18 protein-coding genes and 1 tRNA gene are annotated in these 16,179 nt (G+C 68.3%); 10 read left to right on the plus strand and 9 right to left on the minus strand.

Annotation, left to right across the window (positions count from 1 at the left end):
• Positions 1–68 precede the first annotated feature (68 nt).
• Entirely contained in the window at positions 69–1,889 is a 1,821-nt protein-coding gene (locus BHS09_RS22205) for an AsmA family protein (protein ID WP_237079760.1), read from the plus strand.
• Between the two features lie 21 nt (positions 1,890–1,910).
• On the opposite strand, the gene BHS09_RS22210 is transcribed toward BHS09_RS22205, so the two are convergent.
• Positions 1,911–2,813 (minus strand): LysR family transcriptional regulator, encoded by a 903-nt coding sequence (locus BHS09_RS22210; protein ID WP_140798874.1) that lies wholly within the window; start codon positions 2,811–2,813, stop codon positions 1,911–1,913.
• Between the two features lie 76 nt (positions 2,814–2,889).
• On the opposite strand from BHS09_RS22210, the gene BHS09_RS22215 reads away from it, so the two are divergent.
• Positions 2,890–3,723, plus strand: a complete 834-nt coding sequence (locus BHS09_RS22215; protein WP_140798876.1) for an SDR family oxidoreductase — start codon at positions 2,890–2,892, stop codon at positions 3,721–3,723.
• A gap of 53 nt (positions 3,724–3,776) precedes the next feature.
• Here the strand turns inward: BHS09_RS22215 and BHS09_RS22220 are convergent, their stop codons facing one another.
• Entirely contained in the window at positions 3,777–4,799 is a 1,023-nt protein-coding gene (locus tag BHS09_RS22220) for an HAD family hydrolase (protein WP_140798877.1), read from the minus strand.
• A gap of 198 nt (positions 4,800–4,997) precedes the next feature.
• On the opposite strand from BHS09_RS22220, the gene BHS09_RS22225 reads away from it, so the two are divergent.
• Together BHS09_RS22225 and BHS09_RS22230 are read left to right on the plus strand one after the other, a co-directional pair.
• Positions 4,998–6,119: a chemotaxis protein gene (locus tag BHS09_RS22225; protein ID WP_140798878.1), complete on the plus strand. Its 1,122-nt coding sequence runs from the start codon at positions 4,998–5,000 to the stop codon at positions 6,117–6,119.
• Between the two features lie 261 nt (positions 6,120–6,380).
• Positions 6,381–6,454, plus strand: a tRNA-Ile gene (locus BHS09_RS22230).
• Between the two features lie 43 nt (positions 6,455–6,497).
• Here the strand turns inward: BHS09_RS22230 and BHS09_RS22235 are convergent.
• The 3 genes from BHS09_RS22235 to BHS09_RS22245 form a co-directional block, all read right to left on the minus strand.
• Positions 6,498–6,932 (minus strand): VOC family protein, encoded by a 435-nt coding sequence (locus BHS09_RS22235; RefSeq protein ID WP_237079762.1) that lies wholly within the window; start codon positions 6,930–6,932, stop codon positions 6,498–6,500.
• A gap of 112 nt (positions 6,933–7,044) precedes the next feature.
• Positions 7,045–7,575 (minus strand): hypothetical protein, encoded by a 531-nt coding sequence (locus BHS09_RS22240; RefSeq protein ID WP_140798880.1) that lies wholly within the window; start codon positions 7,573–7,575, stop codon positions 7,045–7,047.
• A 119-nt stretch (positions 7,576–7,694) separates the two neighbouring features.
• Positions 7,695–8,267: a TMEM165/GDT1 family protein gene (locus BHS09_RS22245; protein ID WP_140793004.1), complete on the minus strand. Its 573-nt coding sequence runs from the start codon at positions 8,265–8,267 to the stop codon at positions 7,695–7,697.
• Positions 8,268–8,648: 381 nt separating this feature from the next.
• Here BHS09_RS22245 and BHS09_RS22250 point away from each other — a divergent pair, with 381 nt between their 5' ends.
• The 3 genes from BHS09_RS22250 to BHS09_RS22255 all read left to right on the plus strand — a co-directional run bounded on the left by BHS09_RS22250 (position 8,649) and on the right by BHS09_RS22255 (position 9,655).
• Positions 8,649–8,906 (plus strand): ribbon-helix-helix domain-containing protein, encoded by a 258-nt coding sequence (locus tag BHS09_RS22250; RefSeq protein ID WP_140793006.1) that lies wholly within the window; start codon positions 8,649–8,651, stop codon positions 8,904–8,906.
• Complete coding sequence (locus BHS09_RS38900) at positions 8,903–9,076, plus strand: hypothetical protein (protein WP_174258863.1); 174 nt, start codon at positions 8,903–8,905, stop codon at positions 9,074–9,076. The genes BHS09_RS22250 and BHS09_RS38900 overlap by 4 nt, the downstream gene beginning before the upstream one ends.
• A gap of 87 nt (positions 9,077–9,163) precedes the next feature.
• Complete coding sequence (locus BHS09_RS22255) at positions 9,164–9,655, plus strand: hypothetical protein (protein ID WP_140798882.1); 492 nt, start codon at positions 9,164–9,166, stop codon at positions 9,653–9,655.
• A gap of 42 nt (positions 9,656–9,697) precedes the next feature.
• Here BHS09_RS22255 and BHS09_RS22260 read toward each other — a convergent pair whose 3' ends face one another.
• The 3 genes from BHS09_RS22260 to BHS09_RS22270 are packed head-to-tail and all read right to left on the minus strand — an operon-like array spanning position 9,698 to position 11,720.
• The gene (locus BHS09_RS22260) at positions 9,698–10,765 is read right to left on the minus strand and encodes a lysylphosphatidylglycerol synthase transmembrane domain-containing protein (protein WP_140793010.1); all 1,068 of its coding nucleotides are present in this window, start codon (positions 10,763–10,765) and stop codon (positions 9,698–9,700) included.
• A 17-nt stretch (positions 10,766–10,782) separates the two neighbouring features.
• Positions 10,783–11,514, minus strand: a complete 732-nt coding sequence (locus tag BHS09_RS22265) for a tyrosine-protein phosphatase (RefSeq protein ID WP_140793012.1) — start codon at positions 11,512–11,514, stop codon at positions 10,783–10,785.
• A complete protein-coding gene (locus BHS09_RS22270; RefSeq protein WP_140793014.1) occupies positions 11,511–11,720 on the minus strand; it encodes a DNA gyrase inhibitor YacG in 210 nt (69 codons plus the stop codon). Before BHS09_RS22270 ends, BHS09_RS22265 begins: the two co-directional genes overlap by 4 nt.
• 82 nt (positions 11,721–11,802) lie before the next feature.
• Here BHS09_RS22270 and BHS09_RS22275 point away from each other — a divergent pair, with 82 nt between their 5' ends.
• The 3 genes from BHS09_RS22275 to speB are packed head-to-tail and all read left to right on the plus strand — an operon-like array spanning position 11,803 to position 15,007.
• Positions 11,803–12,792 carry an NAD(P)H-quinone oxidoreductase gene (locus BHS09_RS22275; protein WP_140798884.1) on the plus strand — a complete coding sequence of 330 codons (990 nt, stop codon included), beginning with the start codon at positions 11,803–11,805 and terminating at the stop codon, positions 12,790–12,792.
• 30 nt (positions 12,793–12,822) lie between these two features.
• Positions 12,823–13,926 carry an ankyrin repeat domain-containing protein gene (locus BHS09_RS22280; protein WP_140798886.1) on the plus strand — a complete coding sequence of 368 codons (1,104 nt, stop codon included), beginning with the start codon at positions 12,823–12,825 and terminating at the stop codon, positions 13,924–13,926.
• 43 nt (positions 13,927–13,969) lie between these two features.
• Positions 13,970–15,007 carry an agmatinase gene (speB, locus tag BHS09_RS22285; protein WP_140798887.1) on the plus strand — a complete coding sequence of 346 codons (1,038 nt, stop codon included), beginning with the start codon at positions 13,970–13,972 and terminating at the stop codon, positions 15,005–15,007.
• Between the two features lie 43 nt (positions 15,008–15,050).
• Here the strand turns inward: speB and BHS09_RS22290 are convergent, their stop codons facing one another.
• Positions 15,051–16,046, minus strand: coding sequence for an ATP-binding response regulator (locus tag BHS09_RS22290; protein WP_140798889.1), 996 nt, complete (start codon positions 16,044–16,046; stop codon positions 15,051–15,053).
• Between the last annotated feature and the right edge of the window lie 133 nt (positions 16,047–16,179).

A 16,179-nucleotide genomic window follows, 5' to 3' on the forward strand; every position in this document is an offset into this window, starting at 1 on the left:
ACAGCACCCGCGCCTTCCGGGAACGGTCCGCGCCGCTTCCCCTGGACATCCCACCGGGTACCCGCGACATGACGCTCATCCCGCCGCCAGAGGTCCAGGACGCAGCCCCTCGCAGGAAACGGTGGCCGCGCGCCGTCGCTTGGACCCTGGGCGCGCTCATGGTGTTGGAGGTCTCCATCAACGTGGCGCTCAACATGGGCGCCGTCCAGGCCATCATGCGCCGGTCCACCAGCCGGACCGAGCTTGCCTGGAAGCGCGCCTGGTGGCTCTGGCCCTTTGGACAACTCCACCTCCGCGACTTCACCCTGACCCAGCAGAATCAGAACCAATGGTGGCAGGTGAACATGGACACGTTGGAAGCCAACGTGTCGCTGACCGCCCTGCTGCGCCAACGCGTGGACGTGCAGCGCATCGACGGACATGGCGCGCGCTTCCGGCTTGAACCGTCGTTCGGCATCGAGAAGGAACCCCCACCGGGCCAAGACTACCGCCCGTGGGGCATCCAACTGGCCGACGTGACGGTCCACGAGGTTCGCGAGCTGGACTTCGGCCGGGTCCGCTTCGTGGGGAACCTGGACGTGCAAGGCTCGCTGGACATCAAGGGCCGGGAGCGCATCCACGTCGAGACGTCTTCGATTCGCGTGGTCTCCGGTGCCATGGAGTTCGACCGGACCCCTGTCACCCGGCTGGAGCGCCTGGAGGCAAAGGCACAGCTCGAGGTGCCCTTCACGGACGAAGAGGGCTGGGACCTCTCACGGGCGCTCAGCGCGCAGGTGACGAGCCAGATGGAGCTGCTCCCACTGGACTGGCTGAACGAGCACCTGGGGTCGAACAACGCCGTCTCCCTGAAAGGGGGCGAAGGCAAGGTGGACCTGGACCTCCACCTCAAAGACGGCGCGCTGGCCGATGACAGCCGCATTGACGTCCAGGGCCAGGAGTTGAACGTACGGGCGGGTCCCATCCGAGCGCGTGCGCCCTGGGCCCTCAAGGCCTCGCTGACATCGGAGCGCCCGGACACGCGGAAAGGGACAGCAACGCTCACCTTCGCACCTGTGCGGGTGTCCGGTCCCGAAGGCACGGGTGCAGAGGTCCCTGAAATCACCCTCACTGTCCTCGCGCGTCGCAGCGCGGAGCAATCGGATTGGGAGTTGGAGCCGGACCTCCGCGTGGCCAGGAGCCGGCCGTTGGACTTGAGGATGCTCAATCCCTGGCTGGCGCGGACGATTGAAATCGACTCCGGCTCCATGACGTTGCAGAGCCGGGAGCGTGCGCAGTCCGCGAAGGCGCGAGACTCCCTGCGGCTGAGCGTGGACTCCGACCTCGTCTCCGGGCGCATGGGAAGCGTCAAGGTGCTGCTGCGTGCCGAGGCGGACGTGGACGCCCGGAACCTGTCGTGGGACACGAAGTCCCTGACACTGACGGGGACCACGCTTCGACTGACGAACGTGTCCACGAATGGCCCCGTGCCCATCCGCGCTTGGAGCGGCGTCTTCACCCTCCCCCAGGCCCGACTGTCCCTGTCGCCGACAGTGCTTTCGGCACGCTTCGCCAGCAAGCTCACAGACACACAGCCTGTCGCCGCGCTGCTCACGTCCGCCAAGAATCTGCCGCGCTTCCTGACATCCCTGCTCAACATCCGGGACGTCTCGGTGACGGGCCGGGTGCAGATTGACGAGGGCGGGCTCCAACTGCGCGAGCTGAAGGCGGACGGCGAGGGCTTCTCGCTGCGAGGACACCTGGACCTCGCAGGGGGAGAGCTGCAGGGCGCGCTCCTGGCGACCCTGGGCGCCCTCACCGGCGGAATCGAATTCAAACCCGGCGGACAGAACCTGCACCTGCTGAACGCGAAGCAGTGGTTCGCGAAACATCCCGAGCCGCCGCTCCGGTAGGCGCTGCCTTCGCGCCACGAATCAGGCGGAAACGCCGGGCTGCTGCCGCAGGTACGTGCGGATGGCGTCGATGGCATGGCGCACCTTGGCCGGCTGTCCTGAGCGCCGTGGCGTGACGGCCCAGAGCTGCACGGGGGAGAGGCGCCACTCGGGCAGGAGCACTTCGAGCCGTCCCTGTCGCAGCTCGTCTTCCACGTCCGCCAGGATGCAGCGCGTGATGCCCAGTCCCGCCGCACACATCTGGTGGAGGGTGAGCTGGTTGTTGCTGGAGACCCGCGGCGTCACCCGGACAGTACGGCTCGTTCCGGAAGGGCCCTGGAGGTCGAATACCAGGGACCGGCCGTCCGCCACGACCGCGAGCCACGCGTGCTCAGGCAGGTCCTCGAGCGTGCGTGGCCTCCCCGCCTTCTTCAGGTAGCCCGGGGCTGCACAGAGTCCCAGGTGAACGTGGCAGAGCGGCTGCGCTACCCAGGAGGAGTCCTCCATTCGGCCAGCCCGGAGCGCCAGGTCGATGCGCTCATCAATGAGGTCGACCAGGCCATCATCCGCTTCGAGGCGAAGTTTCAGAGACGCGTGTCTGGCGAGCAGCGGCTCCAGCGCGGGCGCCACGTAGCGAGCCAATCCGAGCGGCAGGGAGATGCGCAGCTCGCCTGCGGGCGTGTCCCTGGCAAGCGAGAGTTGCTCGCGGGCTCGCTCCGCCACCTCCACCATTTCACGGCAGTGGGTGGCGAACCGAGCACCGGCATCCGTGAGCGACAATTTGCGGTTTGAGCGCCGCACCAGGATGACGCCGAAGGACTCCTCCAGGATTCGGAGCTGCTGACTCACCGCTGAGGTGCTGATGCGGAGGTGCCGTGCCGCCGCGCTCAGCGAACCCGCGCGTGCGATCTCCGCGAAGAGCGCCATGCGTTTCAGGTCGTCCATGTTGAAGCGCAGCTTAAAGTTGATTCACTGAGACAGCCACTGCCGGGGTGAGCATCACCGCCGTACCGTGACTGCCATGACACCACAACGAATCGCAGTCTTCGGAGCAACCGGTACCGTGGGTTCGCTCCTGGTTGATGTCCTCGTGAAGCAGGGGCACCAGGTCCGGGCACTGTCCCGCAAAGCCACCGCCCGTCCCGACGCTGAGGCCGTGCGCTTCGACTTCTCCCAGCCCAGCAAGCTTGGCGCCATTCTGGAGGGAGTGGACGCAGCCTATCTCCTCATGCCTGCGGACAGCCTGAACGTCATCGAATACATGGGCCCCGTCATCCGCGCGGCGGCCGAGCGTGGCGTGAAGGTGGTGTTCCAGTCCGTCATGGGCGTGGAGGCGAACGAGGCGGACCCGTATCGACAGGTCGAACTGCAACTGGAGCGTTCGGGCGTTCCCTACGTCATCCTTCGGCCCAACTGGTTCTCCGACAACTTCCACCTCATGTGGAGCCATGACATCCGCGCGGGACAGCTCCCGCTCCCGGCGGGTACTGGTGAGACGAGCTTCATCGACGCGCGCGACATCGCGGAAGCCGCCGCGGCGGCACTCACGACCCGGCAGTTCGACGGACAGGCCTTCACGCTCACCGGTCCCCAGGCGCTCAGCTTCGCCAACGCGGCCGCCGTCATCTCCCGCGTGACGGGCCGGCCGCTCGAATACGTCGCGCTCTCGGAAGGCGCCTTCATCCTGCGCATGCGCGATGCCGGCTTCGACACTCCGTATGCAGAGATGCTCGCCGAGCTCTTCGCCGCTGTGCGCGAGCAGTGGACCGCGACGACCACGGACGGGGTTCAGTTGCTGACCGGCCACGCGCCACGTTCATTCGAGCAATACGCCGAGGAGCGAATGAAGCCGTAGTACGCACACCGGCCCGGTGCGCGCCTCCCGCCATGCATGCGCCCCCAGGCTCTTCATCGCGGAGGAGCAGGCGCGGCGAACACCGTCTTCCAGTCGTCGCGCATACTGACGACGGTCCACCCACCCTCCCTCGCCGCCCGCAACGAGGCGCCGTCCTTCTCCTGATAGGCGAACTCACGCCGCGCGTCGTCGTGATTGATGAGCAACTGGAAGGAGGGCCCGTGCCGCAGCCGCGAGGCCTTCAGCATGGCGATGTCACCGCCGCTGCGGACGTTGCCCGCGACGAGCACCGGAGACCTGCCCACGTGGAGGTCATTGCCCACCGGCTTGCCGGCCTTGTCGTTGATGTGGTCCACGCGGGGTTCGCGCCACAACACGGCCTGGCCGTCGCGCGTCTCGAACTTCTCCTCCAGGCTGCTGCCGATGACCTGCTGGGGAGGAATGCCATACAGGGACTCGGAGAAGACACGCATGAAGTCGATGCCGCCACCCGAGCTGATCCACGTCTGGAAGCCGTGGTCGCGCAGGTACCGGAGCAATTCGAGCATGGGCTGGTAGGCGAGCTGCGTGTACGGCACGCCGAGCTTCGGATGGCGGGCGGTCTTCAGGAACTGGCGCACCTCTGCCTGGAACTCCTCCTGCGTCATGTCCGCGTGGGTGGCGGCGACCAGCTCCATCAGCGTCTTCTCGCCGCCGTCCATCAAGGTGTCGACGTCCCCTTCAAGCACGGCCTTGAAGGGCTGCCGCCGCCGGAGAGACGGGTCCTTCGCGGCCATCTCGCGGACACGCTTCACGAGGAAGGCGCCCTCCACCGCCGGCTTCTCTTGCCAGAGCGTGCCGTCGTTATCGAAGACGGCGATGCGCTCCCGCTCTGGAACGAAGTCCGGGCTCCCCTCCGTCGTGACCCGGGTGACGAAGCCGACGAGCGCCTGCTTCACCGGCCCTTCATTCCAGGAGGGAAGCGGGTCGGCCGTCGAGGCTTGTGCCAACGCCGCTAGCGGGAGGACCCACCCAAGCAGCAGCACGGCCACGACAGGAAGGGAGAGACGCGTTGGACCGCCGGGCCGCAAGGACATGGAATACCTCTCCCGCGACACGCTGGGAACGCTGGGGCCGCTTCGCAATGCGCGTGGCGAGAACTCGCCCAATGCCCCAGACGTGGGCTGGCGGGCCCTCCGCCGGACCACACACCTGAGTCCGGGGCGAAACGGAACCCCGGCATTCCAGGGTGACTGTTGGACCACGGGAGGATGTACACCTTGGGCCGCTGTCCCATGTGCCCCGCTCTCCCCTGGCGCCCGCTCGCGGCATTGCTAGGCCTGCTCTTCGCGGCGTGCGCCACCGCGCCGCCCCGCTCCCCCTTGCTCGAACACATCGGCCGGTCGGACCTGAGCGTCGCGGCGCTGCGAGTCCGGATGAGGGACCTGACCCGCCGGCTGCCCGGAATGCTGGAGGCGGCGGCAGACGACCTCGCCGCGCGATCGGACTCGCGGGAGGTGCACCGAGCCATGCTGGAGTTCAAGAGCAACGGAGTCCCCATGCTCCAGACCGCGCTGCTCCAGCCGGACCCGGTGGCGGGGCTGGTGGATGCCTGGGCCCTGCTGGCCCAGCTCCAGGACACCCTTCCCCGGCGGGCCGCGAGCGTGCCTGCCCTGGTGCCTCGGGCCCGGCGCGAGTTGGGGGAGATGGAAGCAGAGGTCGCGGCGGTTTGGGTGGACCTCTCCGGCCATGAGGATGTCTCGCGAGCGCGCGCGCTCATCCACCAATGGGCCGCCGAGCATCCCCTCACCGGCCCCCTCACCGCGCGCGAGTCCACCGCACCGCTCCTGGCATCCATCTCCACCCTCTCCCGCGTCAGCCCGATGGGCGCGGCGGCGGTGCTGCTGGAGGACACCCGAGACCTCACCACGCGGCTGGACCTCTATGCCTCCAGCCTCCCTCGACAAGTACGATGGCAGGCGGAGCTCGCCGCCAGCGACGTGGCGGACCTCCCTGTCCTCGGTACCGCCCTGGGGGAATTGGAGCGCACGGTGGACGTCCTCAACCAGTTCGAAGGACTGGCCGCCAGCGCTCCAGCCGTGTTGTCGCGTGAGCGAGTCGCTGTGCTTTCCGCGCTGACACAGGAACGCATGGCCCTCCAGGCGTTCGTCTCCGCTGAGCGCCAGGCCCTCATGGGGGATGTGGACCGGGAACGCACGGTGCTGATGGAAGCGTTGCGCGCGGAGCGAATCGCAGCGCTTCAACAGGTGGACGGACTGGCGCGAGGCTGGGTGGACCACACCTTCGATCGGGCGGCGGACCTGGTGGGCCGCGTCTGGCTGGGCCTGCTCGGGCTGGGCGTGTTGCTCGCGGGGGTGCTCCTGGCGCGCGGGCGGCGCGGGCGCACCGCAACCTGACGTCTATCCAGGGAGCGTCTCCCAGGCACGGGGATGGGGGGCGAACACCCCGGGGCAGTGGCAAGGCATGGGGTGCCCAGGTGACGACCCCGGTCCCTCTCCGCATCGACCCCATTGCCCGCCGCGAGCCATGTGGTATAGAGCCGCCCCGAAACGCGAAGTACCCGCCCCGTTGCCAAAGCTGTTGCACGGACACCGGGCGAGCAGGTAGGAAGGCAGTGGAAGTTCCGCAGTAAAAGCCGTAGGTTGCATCCCACTTACGGCCAGGTAGCTCACCTGGTTAGAGCGGCGGTCTCATAATCCGCAGGTAGTCAGTTCAAGTCTGACCCTGGCCACTACCCCGGCGTCACCTTCACGGTGACACCGGGGTTTTTCTTTTCAGCCCGCCTTCTCCAGCATCCACACGTGGCCGTCGGGGTCCTTGAACGTCCCGGAGTAGCCCCAGGGCTTCTTGCCCGGCTCGGCGGCAACTTCAGCGCCAGCCTCCCGCGCCTTGGCGATGAGCCCCTCGATCTGCGCCTCCGTCTCCAGGGACAGACTCAGGATGCACTCCGAAACGCCCTGCTCCGCGACCTTGTTGCCCCCCGCCACCCAGCCGAACCCTCCGGTGGGGATGAGCATCAGGCTGACGCCCGCGTTGAGCGTGAAGTGGACGGGCTCGGGCATCGCGTCGTCCGCCGTCTCGACGACGAGGCGAAAGCCGAGCCCCTCTCGGTAGAAGCGAAAGGCCCGCTCCAGGTCCCGCGTCGGCAGACTCACGACGACATGGGGACTGCGCGGTGCCAGGTCCTGCGGGGAAGATTGTGCTGCCACGATGACCTCCAGGGAATGGGCTCCTGCGAGTGAGACGCCCCTCCGCGCCCGGAATCATCGCCTCCCCTACGAAAAAGGCCGGGGCTCGACGGCTCCCCGGCCCGGGTACGGCCTACTGGCAGTCGCTCAGCGGGAAGACGTAGTCACGGCGCGGCGTCTGGCCGGGGTCCTGGTTGATGGCCGCGACGCTCAGCTCGCTGTAGCTCACCGTCGTGCTGCTGCCGATGACCATCTGCGTCTTCTGCACGCGCGTGGTGGACAGCACCACCTTGCCCACCGAGCCGCTCGGCTCGACGCGGAAGCAGTTCATGATGCGCGGATCCACCGTGGACCGGCGGCACTGGTTGTACTGCCCCAGAATCTCGCGCTTCGTGTACGTGCAGCGACAATCCCAGGGGTCGTACTCCTCGGAGACGTACGCGGCCTCGAAGCCGGTCGCCGTCTGGACGACCTCCAGGTGCGTGCCGCCCTGGAACTCGTCACAGCGCAGCACCACGTCGCCCACGGCGCCCTGCTTCACTTCCGCCGTCTCGGCAATCACCTCGGCCTCGGCCGCCGGGTCCTGCGGCTGGGCACCGTTGCAACCCGCGCCCATGAGGGCGCTCATCAAAATCATCGCGGAGAAACGAATGGGGGAACGCATTCCAGCTCCTGAAGAAAGGTCCGGGTCATCCCGGACCTCTCACATGGGAGCTTTTCCCGTGATGAAGCGCAATACACTTCTCCGTCACATCGACACATCCGTACTGCGCGTCCCAGCCGTCAGGACATCCGGAGCGCCGTCCACAGCGACAGGGCGCCGAAGATGAAGAAGAGGCTGGCGGCGGCCCACCGCACCCAACTCATCTGCACCCGCCCAGCGAGCCGGTCCCCCAGGAACACGGCCAGGCCGTCCGACAACATCATCCCGGCCGTGGTGCCCAAGGTCACCGTCAACGGCGCCTGATAGCGCGCCGCCACCGCCATGGTGGCCAGTTGCGTCTTGTCTCCCATCTCCGCGAGGAAGAAGAGCACCACCGTGGTGAGGAAGGCCCCGAAGCGCGGCGGCTTGCCTCCGTCTTCATCCAGCGTGTCCGGCTTGAGCGTCCACAAACCGAAGCCGATGAAGAGCACCGCCAGGAGCAGCGCCATCCACTTCGCCGGCACGTGCGTGGACACCCAACTGCCCACGCTGGACGCCAGCGCATGATTGGCCACGGTGGCGACGAAGATGCCCGCCAGCACATGCCACGGCTTGCGAAACCGCGTGGCCAGGGAGAACGCGAGCAACTGCGTCTTGTCCCCCATCTCACTGGCGGCCACCAACACGAACGAACCCACGAGCGCTTCCAACATGACGACTCCCTCGCAACCACAGGGCCGGGGTTCAGACTCGTGGGAGACGCCAGGGCAGCACGCGCGCACGACGGACCTCGGCCAGGAAGAAACGACAATCCCTGTCCGAAGGTCTCGTTCGTCTCGCGAACATCACGAGGTGGGGGCCCGGGCTGTTTCCAGCCAGTGTGTCGAGCTTCCCGCCGCCAGCACCGCTGGCGTGAACTACTCCCCTAAGGCAACCGGCGAAGTAGCAGCGCGATAGGACCCTGTCAACGCGAGGTGCGGCACAGCTCGGGCCCCTGGCCCCCGGCGCATTTTTTGACGGCGTGCCTGTCCGCCCGCCTAATGCCGCGGACAGGCAGGTAGCGGCCTGTAGCAGCCACGCCCGGAGGAAGTCCGATGCAGGATGGAAGCGCCAGTCCCCTGAGCCCCGAGGCTCCGTCGTCCCCGGCGGCCACGGAAGTGTCTGTCGACGTCCGAGGCCCGGACGCCGACATCGTCTCCACCCACGTCCTGGTCCCCGAGGAGCAGGTCCAGAAGCTGCGCGAGCTGGCGCGGCGGACCCGCATCCACCAGAGCGAGTACCTGCGCGAGGCCGTGGATGACCTGCTGGGCAAGTACGGCCGTGGCGCGCCCAAGGAGGAAGGCCAGTCATGAGGTCTGCCGCCGTCGCGTCCCGCGCGTCTCTTCCTCGCACGCGTGAGCTGATGCCCGCTTCGATGCTGCGCGACGCCGACGCGGCCCGGATGCTTCGTACCCGCCTGGACGCCGAGCGGCCGGCCTCGATTCGCGAGGCCATTGTCCGCTGGTTGGATCAGGAACTCTGACACACTGCGTCCGGCCCCCCCATTGGAGGCCGGACGTGACGTCGGCGTAGGCTCCGCGATTCCTTTTCGGAAGGAGCCCCACACCCCATGCGTCTCCCGATTGTCAGCGCCGCACTCGCGCTCGCCGCCGCCGGCTGTGCCACCTCCGGCTTCGACAAGCTCTACCCGGGCATGTCGTCCCATCAGGTCGTCGATGCCATGGGCTCAGGGCCCACGCGCGCACAGGAGTTCCCGGACAACTCCACCGCCTGGTACTACGGCGATGACCGCTGCGTGCTGATGCGCGACGACAAGCTCGTCGCCAAGGCCACGTCCGAGGACTCCACCACCATCAACACCCCCGTCGTCTCCGTGCGCGACACCTCGAAGGCCCTGTGCGCGCCAGAGGGCTACGCCTCCTCGGAGAAGCGGGAGCAGGTCATCGACACTCCGTTCGGCACCCTCAAGGGCAACATCGACCCGAAGGCCGCCATGGAGAAGGTGAAGGGCGTGGTGACGGGCAAGAGCGGCGACACCGCCCCCGCGAAGACGGAAGCCGCTCCCGCCGAGACGGAGCAGGCTGCGTCGCCCACCCCGTAGGAAGCCGCGTTCGACATCTGGGGCCGGAATGCGGCCCCGGCGTCAGGCGGAGGGTGCCGCCGCCTCGCCGTCCTTGTCGTCCAGCTTGCCGGCGATGTCCTTGAACGACAGGTGCCCCATGGACAGCAGGATGAGGCCCAGGCCCACCTGCTGCACCGTCTGGCACAGCCACATGACGTTGGCGTAGGCCAGCCCGCTGGCGTTCACCGCGGCGGCTGGAAGGAAGAGGCTCAGGCCCACCTTCGTGGCCGCCTGGAAGGTGCCCATCATCCCCGGCGCCGCGGGAATCATCAGGCCCACCACCAGCACGCCCAGCACGACGTAGGCCTGGAAGAGCGTCAGGTCCATGGGCTCGCAGACGGTGCCGGGCGCCGCGCCCGAGCAGTCGAAGGCGTTGGCCAGCATGGACATCCCCGCGCCATTCACGCCCCAGTACAGCGCCGTGTAGAGGAAGAAGAGCGCGACCTGCCGCCCCTTCGGCAGCTGCCGCATGGCGCCCACGAAGGTGTCGACGATGTCCGCCACCTTGTCCGCCACCTGCGGCGCCAGCCGGCCCACCGTGGCGCGCACGAGCTTCACCGTGCGCTGCTGCTGCCAGAGGCCGAAGAGGAGGAACGCCAGACCGCCGCCGAACACCGCGAACATCAGCCACGAGCCCAGCTTGACGTAGCGAATCTCCGGCGTCTCCGTGGGCACGAAGAAGAGCAGCGCTCGCAGCATCGCCGCCACGAAGAGGCCGTCCACGATGCGCTCCAGCACCACGGACGTCATGGCCGCGCTGCGGCGGATGCCACTGCGCTGCGCGATGAGGAAGGGCCGCGCGAACTCGCCCAGGCGGAAGGGCAGCACCAGCAGCATCATGAAGCCGATGCCGGACGCCTCGTTCAGCTTTCGGAACGGGACCTGCTCCAGGCCCGACAGAAGGCAGCCCCAGCGCAGGGTGCGGAAGACGTGGATGGCCAACAGGCAGCCGAAGTACGGCACCAGCCACGCGTAGTTGGCCGACTTCAGGCTGGCCAGCTGCGTGGCCCAGTCCGTGTCCCGGAAGGCCCACCACATGAAGAGGAAGGTGACCAGGAGGCTGGCCAGGAGTTTGACGGCACGTTTCACAGCGGCCGGGTATACCGTCAGTCCGAGTCGGACTCCAGTGACTCCCCGGCCAACAAAATCGCGGGATTGTCCCTCATGAGACGGGCGAAGGTCGCGTCCCCTGCCCTGCTCCTCAGCTCCGCCAGCGAGCGTCCCACCCAGTCCCGGGCCCCCACGGGCCCGTGCAGGTCCGAGGCGCCCACCGCGTAGAGCCCGTCATCCAGGAAGGCGCGGGACAGCTTCTTCGCCGTGCCGCCATAGCGGCCGATGAGCGCACCGACATCCAGTTGCAACAGTGCCCCAGCTCGAACGGCCTCCGCGGCGCGGCCCTTTCGCTCGAACTCCAGGCAGCGCTCGGGATGCGCCAGCAGCGGCACCACGCCCTTGGTGCGGATGCGGAAGAGGATGTCCGGCAGCGCGGGGACGGGCGCGGTGTAGGGCAGCTCCACGAGCACGTAGCGGCCCGGGCCCAACTTTCGAGCCTGGGGCGTGCTGAGTCCTCGAAGGAAGGCATCGTCGAGCACGTTCTCCGCGTTGCGCCCCAACGTCAGGGGGATGCGCTCGCGCTCCAGGGCCTCCGCCAGCTCCGCGCGGCGCGCGTCCACCACCTCCACGGGGGCGTATTCGGGGCGCGCATGCGGACTGGGGGCGACGGTGGAGAAGCCGAGGTCGACCAGCGCACGCGCCATCTCCAGCGCGTCTTCCAGCGTGCGTGCCCCGTCATCCACGCCGGGCAGCAGATGGCAGTGCAGGTCGACGAAGCCGCTCATGCGTCGCCGCGCTGGCGTTCCGGGTGGCTGTCGGCGGGCAGTTCGTCTTCCTGCTCATCCGACTGCCGGTCGGGCACGCGGTACTCCTCGCCCAGCCACCGGCCAAGGTCCACGGCGCGGCAACGCTTGGAGCAGAAGGGAAAAGCAGCGTTCTCCGTGCGCGGGGGAACGGGCTTCTGGCAGATGGGACACGTCAGGGTGCTCATGATGGACGGTGTTCTAGATAAGCGTTGACGCTCTCGCGAGCCAGGATGTTTCGTGCCCGCCATTCCATTGGAGGCGCCTGCCATGAAGGTCCTTCGCATCACCCGCCCTGGGGGCCCCGAGGTCCTCGCCGAGGAAGAACGTCCCGAGCCCGTCCCAGGCCCGGGGGAGGTTCTGGTCCGCGTGCGGGCCTCCGCGCTCAACCGGGCGGACCTTCTGCAGCTTCGTGGTCACTACCCTGCCCCACCAGACGTGCCGCCGGACATTCCCGGCCTGGAGTACGCGGGCGAGGTGGTGGCCGTGGGCCCGCGCGCACGGCGCTTCCAGCCCGGCGACCGCGTCATGGGGTTGGTGGGCGGGGGCGCGTGGTCGGAGCTGCTCGTCACCCACGAGCGCGAGGCGATACCCATCCCCGACGGCATGGACTTCGCTGACGCGGCGGCCATCCCGGAGGCGTACCTCACCGCGTTCGACGCGGTGGTGCTCCAGGGAGAGCTCAAACCCGGTGAGACGGTGCTCGTCCACGCGGTGGCCAGTGGCGTGGGTTCGGCGGCGGCGCTCATCTGCCAGGCCATGGGCGCGCGCGTGGTGGGTACGGGCCGCAACGCGGCGAAGCTGGCGCGCGTGGCCGACTGGGGCGTGGCGCGCACGGTGATCTGTGACACCCAGCCGCCGCGCTTCGCGGACGCGGTGCGCGAGGAGACGGGCGGCCGGGGCGCGGACCTGTGCTTGGACCTGGTGGGCGGCAGCTACGTGCCGGAGACGCTGAACGCCCTGGCGCCCCGAGGGCGGCTGATGCTGGTGGGGCTGGTGGCGGGCGCGGCCACCGAGGTGAACCTGGGCACGGTGCTGACGAAGCGGCTGCGTGTCACCGGCACCGTGCTGCGCAGCCGTCCGCTCGAAGAGAAGATTGCGCTGGCGCAGAGCGCGGAGCGGCATCTGTTGCCGCTGTTCCGCTCGGGGGCGCTGCGGCCCGTGGTAGACGCGGTGGTGCCGCGCGCGGACATCCGGCAGGCGCTGGAGCGCATGGCGGGCAATGACTCGGTGGGCAAGCTGGTGGTGCGGTGGGCGTGATCCACATCGCGCGCTGAAGGAACGGATTCGATGACGGAGCAGCAGCAGGAACTCGAAAAGCGCATCCGGCAGATCGACGACCTCCACTACATCCAGACCTACCACCGGGTCGAAATGCCGGAGGCCGAGTACCGGCAGAGCCTGGCCAAGGCGGAGCGCAAGAACGCCGAGGTGGTCGCTCAAATCCGGGCGCTGCTCGCCAGCGGCGTCAGCCTGGACTTCAAGACCATCAACGGGCACTCGCCGATGATGATCGCCGTCACCCAGAACAACGTCGACGTCATCCAGTTGCTCATGGAGTACGGCGCCGACATCCGGGCGGGCTCGAGCTACGAGTTCCCGATACACCGCGCCGCGGAGTTTGGCTCCGACCGCGTCGTGCGGTTCTTCATCGAACAGGGCATCGACGCTCGGCTGAAGACGGAGGGTGGCAGGTCGGTGCTCTCCGTCGCCCGCGCCTCGCGGCACAGCAAGAACGTGGGCCCCCTGCTCGTGGAGCTCCTGAAGAAGACCAAGGACCAGCGGGGCTCTCCGCCCAAGAAGATGAAGGAGCTCTCCGAGGAGCGCGTCACCCAATACCTGTCAGGGGATGCGCCCGCGGGGGTCAGCCCTCGAACGTGGGTGCAGCTCCGCGCGTTCATGGAGAGCGTCTTCGTCGAGGAGTACTCGGTCACCATCGACCAGCTCTACGCCGGCATCTCGGAGCACGGCAACACGAACGCCCCGCTCGTCTTCGCCACCATCGACCTCATCCGGCGGGTGTCCACGCGGGCCCCCGCGAGCAAGACGCTCAAGAAGGTGTCCAAGAACCCCTTCGTCCACCACGGCGACCTGGTGGTGGAGGGCCCCCTGAAGGTGCTGTCGCTCCTGGTGACGGGGAACCTGACGGTGAAGGGCAAGGCGTCCAACGTCCAGGGGTGCCAGCTCTTCGTGGGCGGCGACTTCGAATGCGACACCTTCCAGACCGAGGGCCCCGTCATCATCGGAGGGAACCTCAAGGCCTCTGTCGTGGACGCCTACTACAACGACTACAGCCTGGACGTCCGGGGCGTGCTGACGGCGGACCGGCTGGTGATTGAGAAACATCAGGTGCTGGCCGGGCGTTTCGACGTCAAGGAACGCATCGAGAAGTAACAGACCATTGCGCCCCGACACCGGGCCCTTATCCTGCGCCGCCATGGCTACCCACTTCGACCCCAGCGCCGCCGCCCAGCCGGACTCCGGCGTGTTCGGCCTCCCCCACTCCCCGGAAGAGGCGCACGTCGTCCTCATCCCCGTTCCCTTCGAGGCCACCACCAGTTACGGCGGTGGCACGTCCGAGGGGCCGACCGCCGTCCTGGAAGCCAGCCGGCAGGTCGACCTCTTCGACGTGGAGACGGGTCGCCCCTACGAGCGTGGCATCGCCATGCTCCCCGAGCCCCAGGAGCTGCGCGACTGGAACACCCGCGCCAAGGAGCGCGCCCAGGTCGTCATCGAGGCCGGTGGCATCCACTCCGGCGAGGCCGCGCTGATTCAGGCCGCGCAGGACGTGAATGTCCTCTGCGACCAGATGAACGAGCACGTCTACCGCACCACCAAGCACTGGTTGGACCAGGGCAAGCGCGTGGCCGCGGTGGGCGGTGACCACTCCATCTCCTACGGCATCATCCGCGCGCACGCGGAGAAGTACCCTGGCATGGGCGTGCTGCACCTGGACGCGCACGCCGACCTGCGCGTGGCCTACGAGGGCTTCACCTGGTCCCACGCGTCCATCATGTACAACGTCGCGGAGCGCATCCCCGGCGTGAAGACGCTGGTCCAGGTGGGCCTGCGCGACATGAGCGCGGAGGAGCACCAGTACATCGCGGACTCCAACGGCCGCGTGCACGGCTTCTTCGACGCCGCCCTCCAGAACAAGCGCTTCGACGGCGTGCCCTGGAACCGGCAGGTGGATGAGATGGTCGCCCTGCTCCCGAAGCAGGTCTACCTGTCCTTCGACATCGACGGGCTGGACCCCGTGCTCTGCCCCCACACGGGCACCCCGGTGCCCGGTGGACTGTCCTTCTCCGAGGCAGTGGCCCTCATCGCCGGTGTGGTCCGCTCCGGGCGTACCATCGTGGGCTTCGACCTCACCGAGGTGGCCCCCGACCCCGAGGGCGGCGAGTGGGACGGCAACGTCGGCGCCCGGCTCCTGTACAAGATGATTGGCTGGATGCTGAAGTCGCAGCAGGCCTGACGTCTCGTCACGCGAAGCACCCCTGGAGGGGTGCCATCGCGCATCAGGTGCTCCGCGGCAGCATCAAGCTGAACGTGGAGCCCTGGCCGGGCCGTGACTGGACGGACAGCGCGCCCCCCTGCAGGCGCACCAGCTCCGAGGCCACGTACAGCTCCGGTCCGCAGACGCCCTTCGCATCCGTCCGGAAGGGCGTGAAGAGGTGGGCCAGCGCCTCCGCGGCCAGCCCCGGCCCCACGTCCTTCACGCGCACCGTGACCTGCGTCTGAGAGACCTCGAGCGCCACCTCCGCGGCCCCCTGCCGGACCGCGTTCGCCAGCAGCACGTCGAACACCTGCCGGATGCGCGGCGGGTCCACCTGCGCGTGGACCGGCGCGTCGGGGGCATCCAACGTGACGTGTGCGCCATGTGCCGCCACCGCGTCGCGCAGGTGCTGGCCCACGTCCGTCTCGATTCGCTTCAACGTCGCCTCGCCCGAGGACAGCCACGACAGCTCGCGCAGGTGACGGCCCACGGCTTCGATGGACTGGAGCTGCGCGGCCAGCGTGTCCAGCGCCGCGCGGTCCACGGAGGGCGTGCATTCCAGCCGGCGAAGCTGCTCGCGGGCCGTGTCGAGCGGGCCCTGGAGCGCCTGCGCCACCCACTGCCCCAGCGCGCCCACGGGGGACGCCGCGTGCTCCATCCGAGGCTCCGGCGAGGCGGCCAGGGACCTGTGGATGACCGATTCGAAGTCGGTGATTTCAAAGGGCTTGTGGAGGAAGGCGAACGCCTCGGGCGCGCCCTGGGGCAGCACCGCGCTGAGGAGGATGACGGGCACGTCCTTGAGCTGTGCCTCCTGCTTCATCCGGCGACAGAGCTCCACGCCGCTCAGCCGCGGCATCATGTGGTCCGTCACCACCAGTTGAGGATGCCGGGCACGCGCCAGGCCGAGCGCCTCCTCACCATCCCGCGCTCTCAAGACGTCGTGCCCCAGGTCCTCCACGACTTGACTGAGAACCTCCAACACCGCCGGCTCATCGTCCGCGACCAGGACGAGACTCATGCTTCCACTCCCTCGACTCGGCACGCTGCGACTGCTTGCGCGCCGCCAGGATAACAATCCACTCCCACGGTGTACTGACACCCCGAGAGGACGTGCATCCCAGAGATGCATTCGTTCATGGATGACCGGAGTG

Origin of the sequence: Myxococcus xanthus, assembly GCF_006402735.1 — a bacterium.
In the GTDB taxonomy this organism is placed as follows: Bacteria; Myxococcota; Myxococcia; order Myxococcales; family Myxococcaceae; genus Myxococcus; species Myxococcus xanthus_A.

Bases quoted from the DNA above. Each gene is read 5' to 3' on its own strand.
- BHS09_RS22210 (WP_140798874.1), bottom strand. From the start codon at position 2,813: ATGGACGACCTGAAACGCATGGCGCTCTTCGCGGAGATCGCACGCGCG.
- BHS09_RS22225 (WP_140798878.1), top strand. From the start codon at position 4,998: ATGTGCCCCGCTCTCCCCTGGCGCCCGCTCGCGGCATTGCTAGGCCTG.
- BHS09_RS22270 (WP_140793014.1), bottom strand. From the start codon at position 11,720: ATGAGCACCCTGACGTGTCCCATCTGCCAGAAGCCCGTTCCCCCGCGC.
- BHS09_RS22250 (WP_140793006.1), top strand. From the start codon at position 8,649: ATGCAGGATGGAAGCGCCAGTCCCCTGAGCCCCGAGGCTCCGTCGTCC.
- BHS09_RS38900 (WP_174258863.1), top strand. From the start codon at position 8,903: ATGAGGTCTGCCGCCGTCGCGTCCCGCGCGTCTCTTCCTCGCACGCGT.
- BHS09_RS22265 (WP_140793012.1), bottom strand. From the start codon at position 11,514: ATGAGCGGCTTCGTCGACCTGCACTGCCATCTGCTGCCCGGCGTGGAT.
- BHS09_RS22205 (WP_237079760.1), top strand. From the start codon at position 69: ATGACGCTCATCCCGCCGCCAGAGGTCCAGGACGCAGCCCCTCGCAGG.
- BHS09_RS22255 (WP_140798882.1), top strand. From the start codon at position 9,164: ATGCGTCTCCCGATTGTCAGCGCCGCACTCGCGCTCGCCGCCGCCGGC.
- BHS09_RS22280 (WP_140798886.1), top strand. From the start codon at position 12,823: ATGACGGAGCAGCAGCAGGAACTCGAAAAGCGCATCCGGCAGATCGAC.
- BHS09_RS22275 (WP_140798884.1), top strand. From the start codon at position 11,803: ATGAAGGTCCTTCGCATCACCCGCCCTGGGGGCCCCGAGGTCCTCGCC.
- BHS09_RS22245 (WP_140793004.1), bottom strand. From the start codon at position 8,267: ATGTTGGAAGCGCTCGTGGGTTCGTTCGTGTTGGTGGCCGCCAGTGAG.
- BHS09_RS22290 (WP_140798889.1), bottom strand. From the start codon at position 16,046: ATGAGTCTCGTCCTGGTCGCGGACGATGAGCCGGCGGTGTTGGAGGTT.
- speB (WP_140798887.1), top strand. From the start codon at position 13,970: ATGGCTACCCACTTCGACCCCAGCGCCGCCGCCCAGCCGGACTCCGGC.
- BHS09_RS22215 (WP_140798876.1), top strand. From the start codon at position 2,890: ATGACACCACAACGAATCGCAGTCTTCGGAGCAACCGGTACCGTGGGT.
- BHS09_RS22220 (WP_140798877.1), bottom strand. From the start codon at position 4,799: ATGTCCTTGCGGCCCGGCGGTCCAACGCGTCTCTCCCTTCCTGTCGTG.
- BHS09_RS22240 (WP_140798880.1), bottom strand. From the start codon at position 7,575: ATGCGTTCCCCCATTCGTTTCTCCGCGATGATTTTGATGAGCGCCCTC.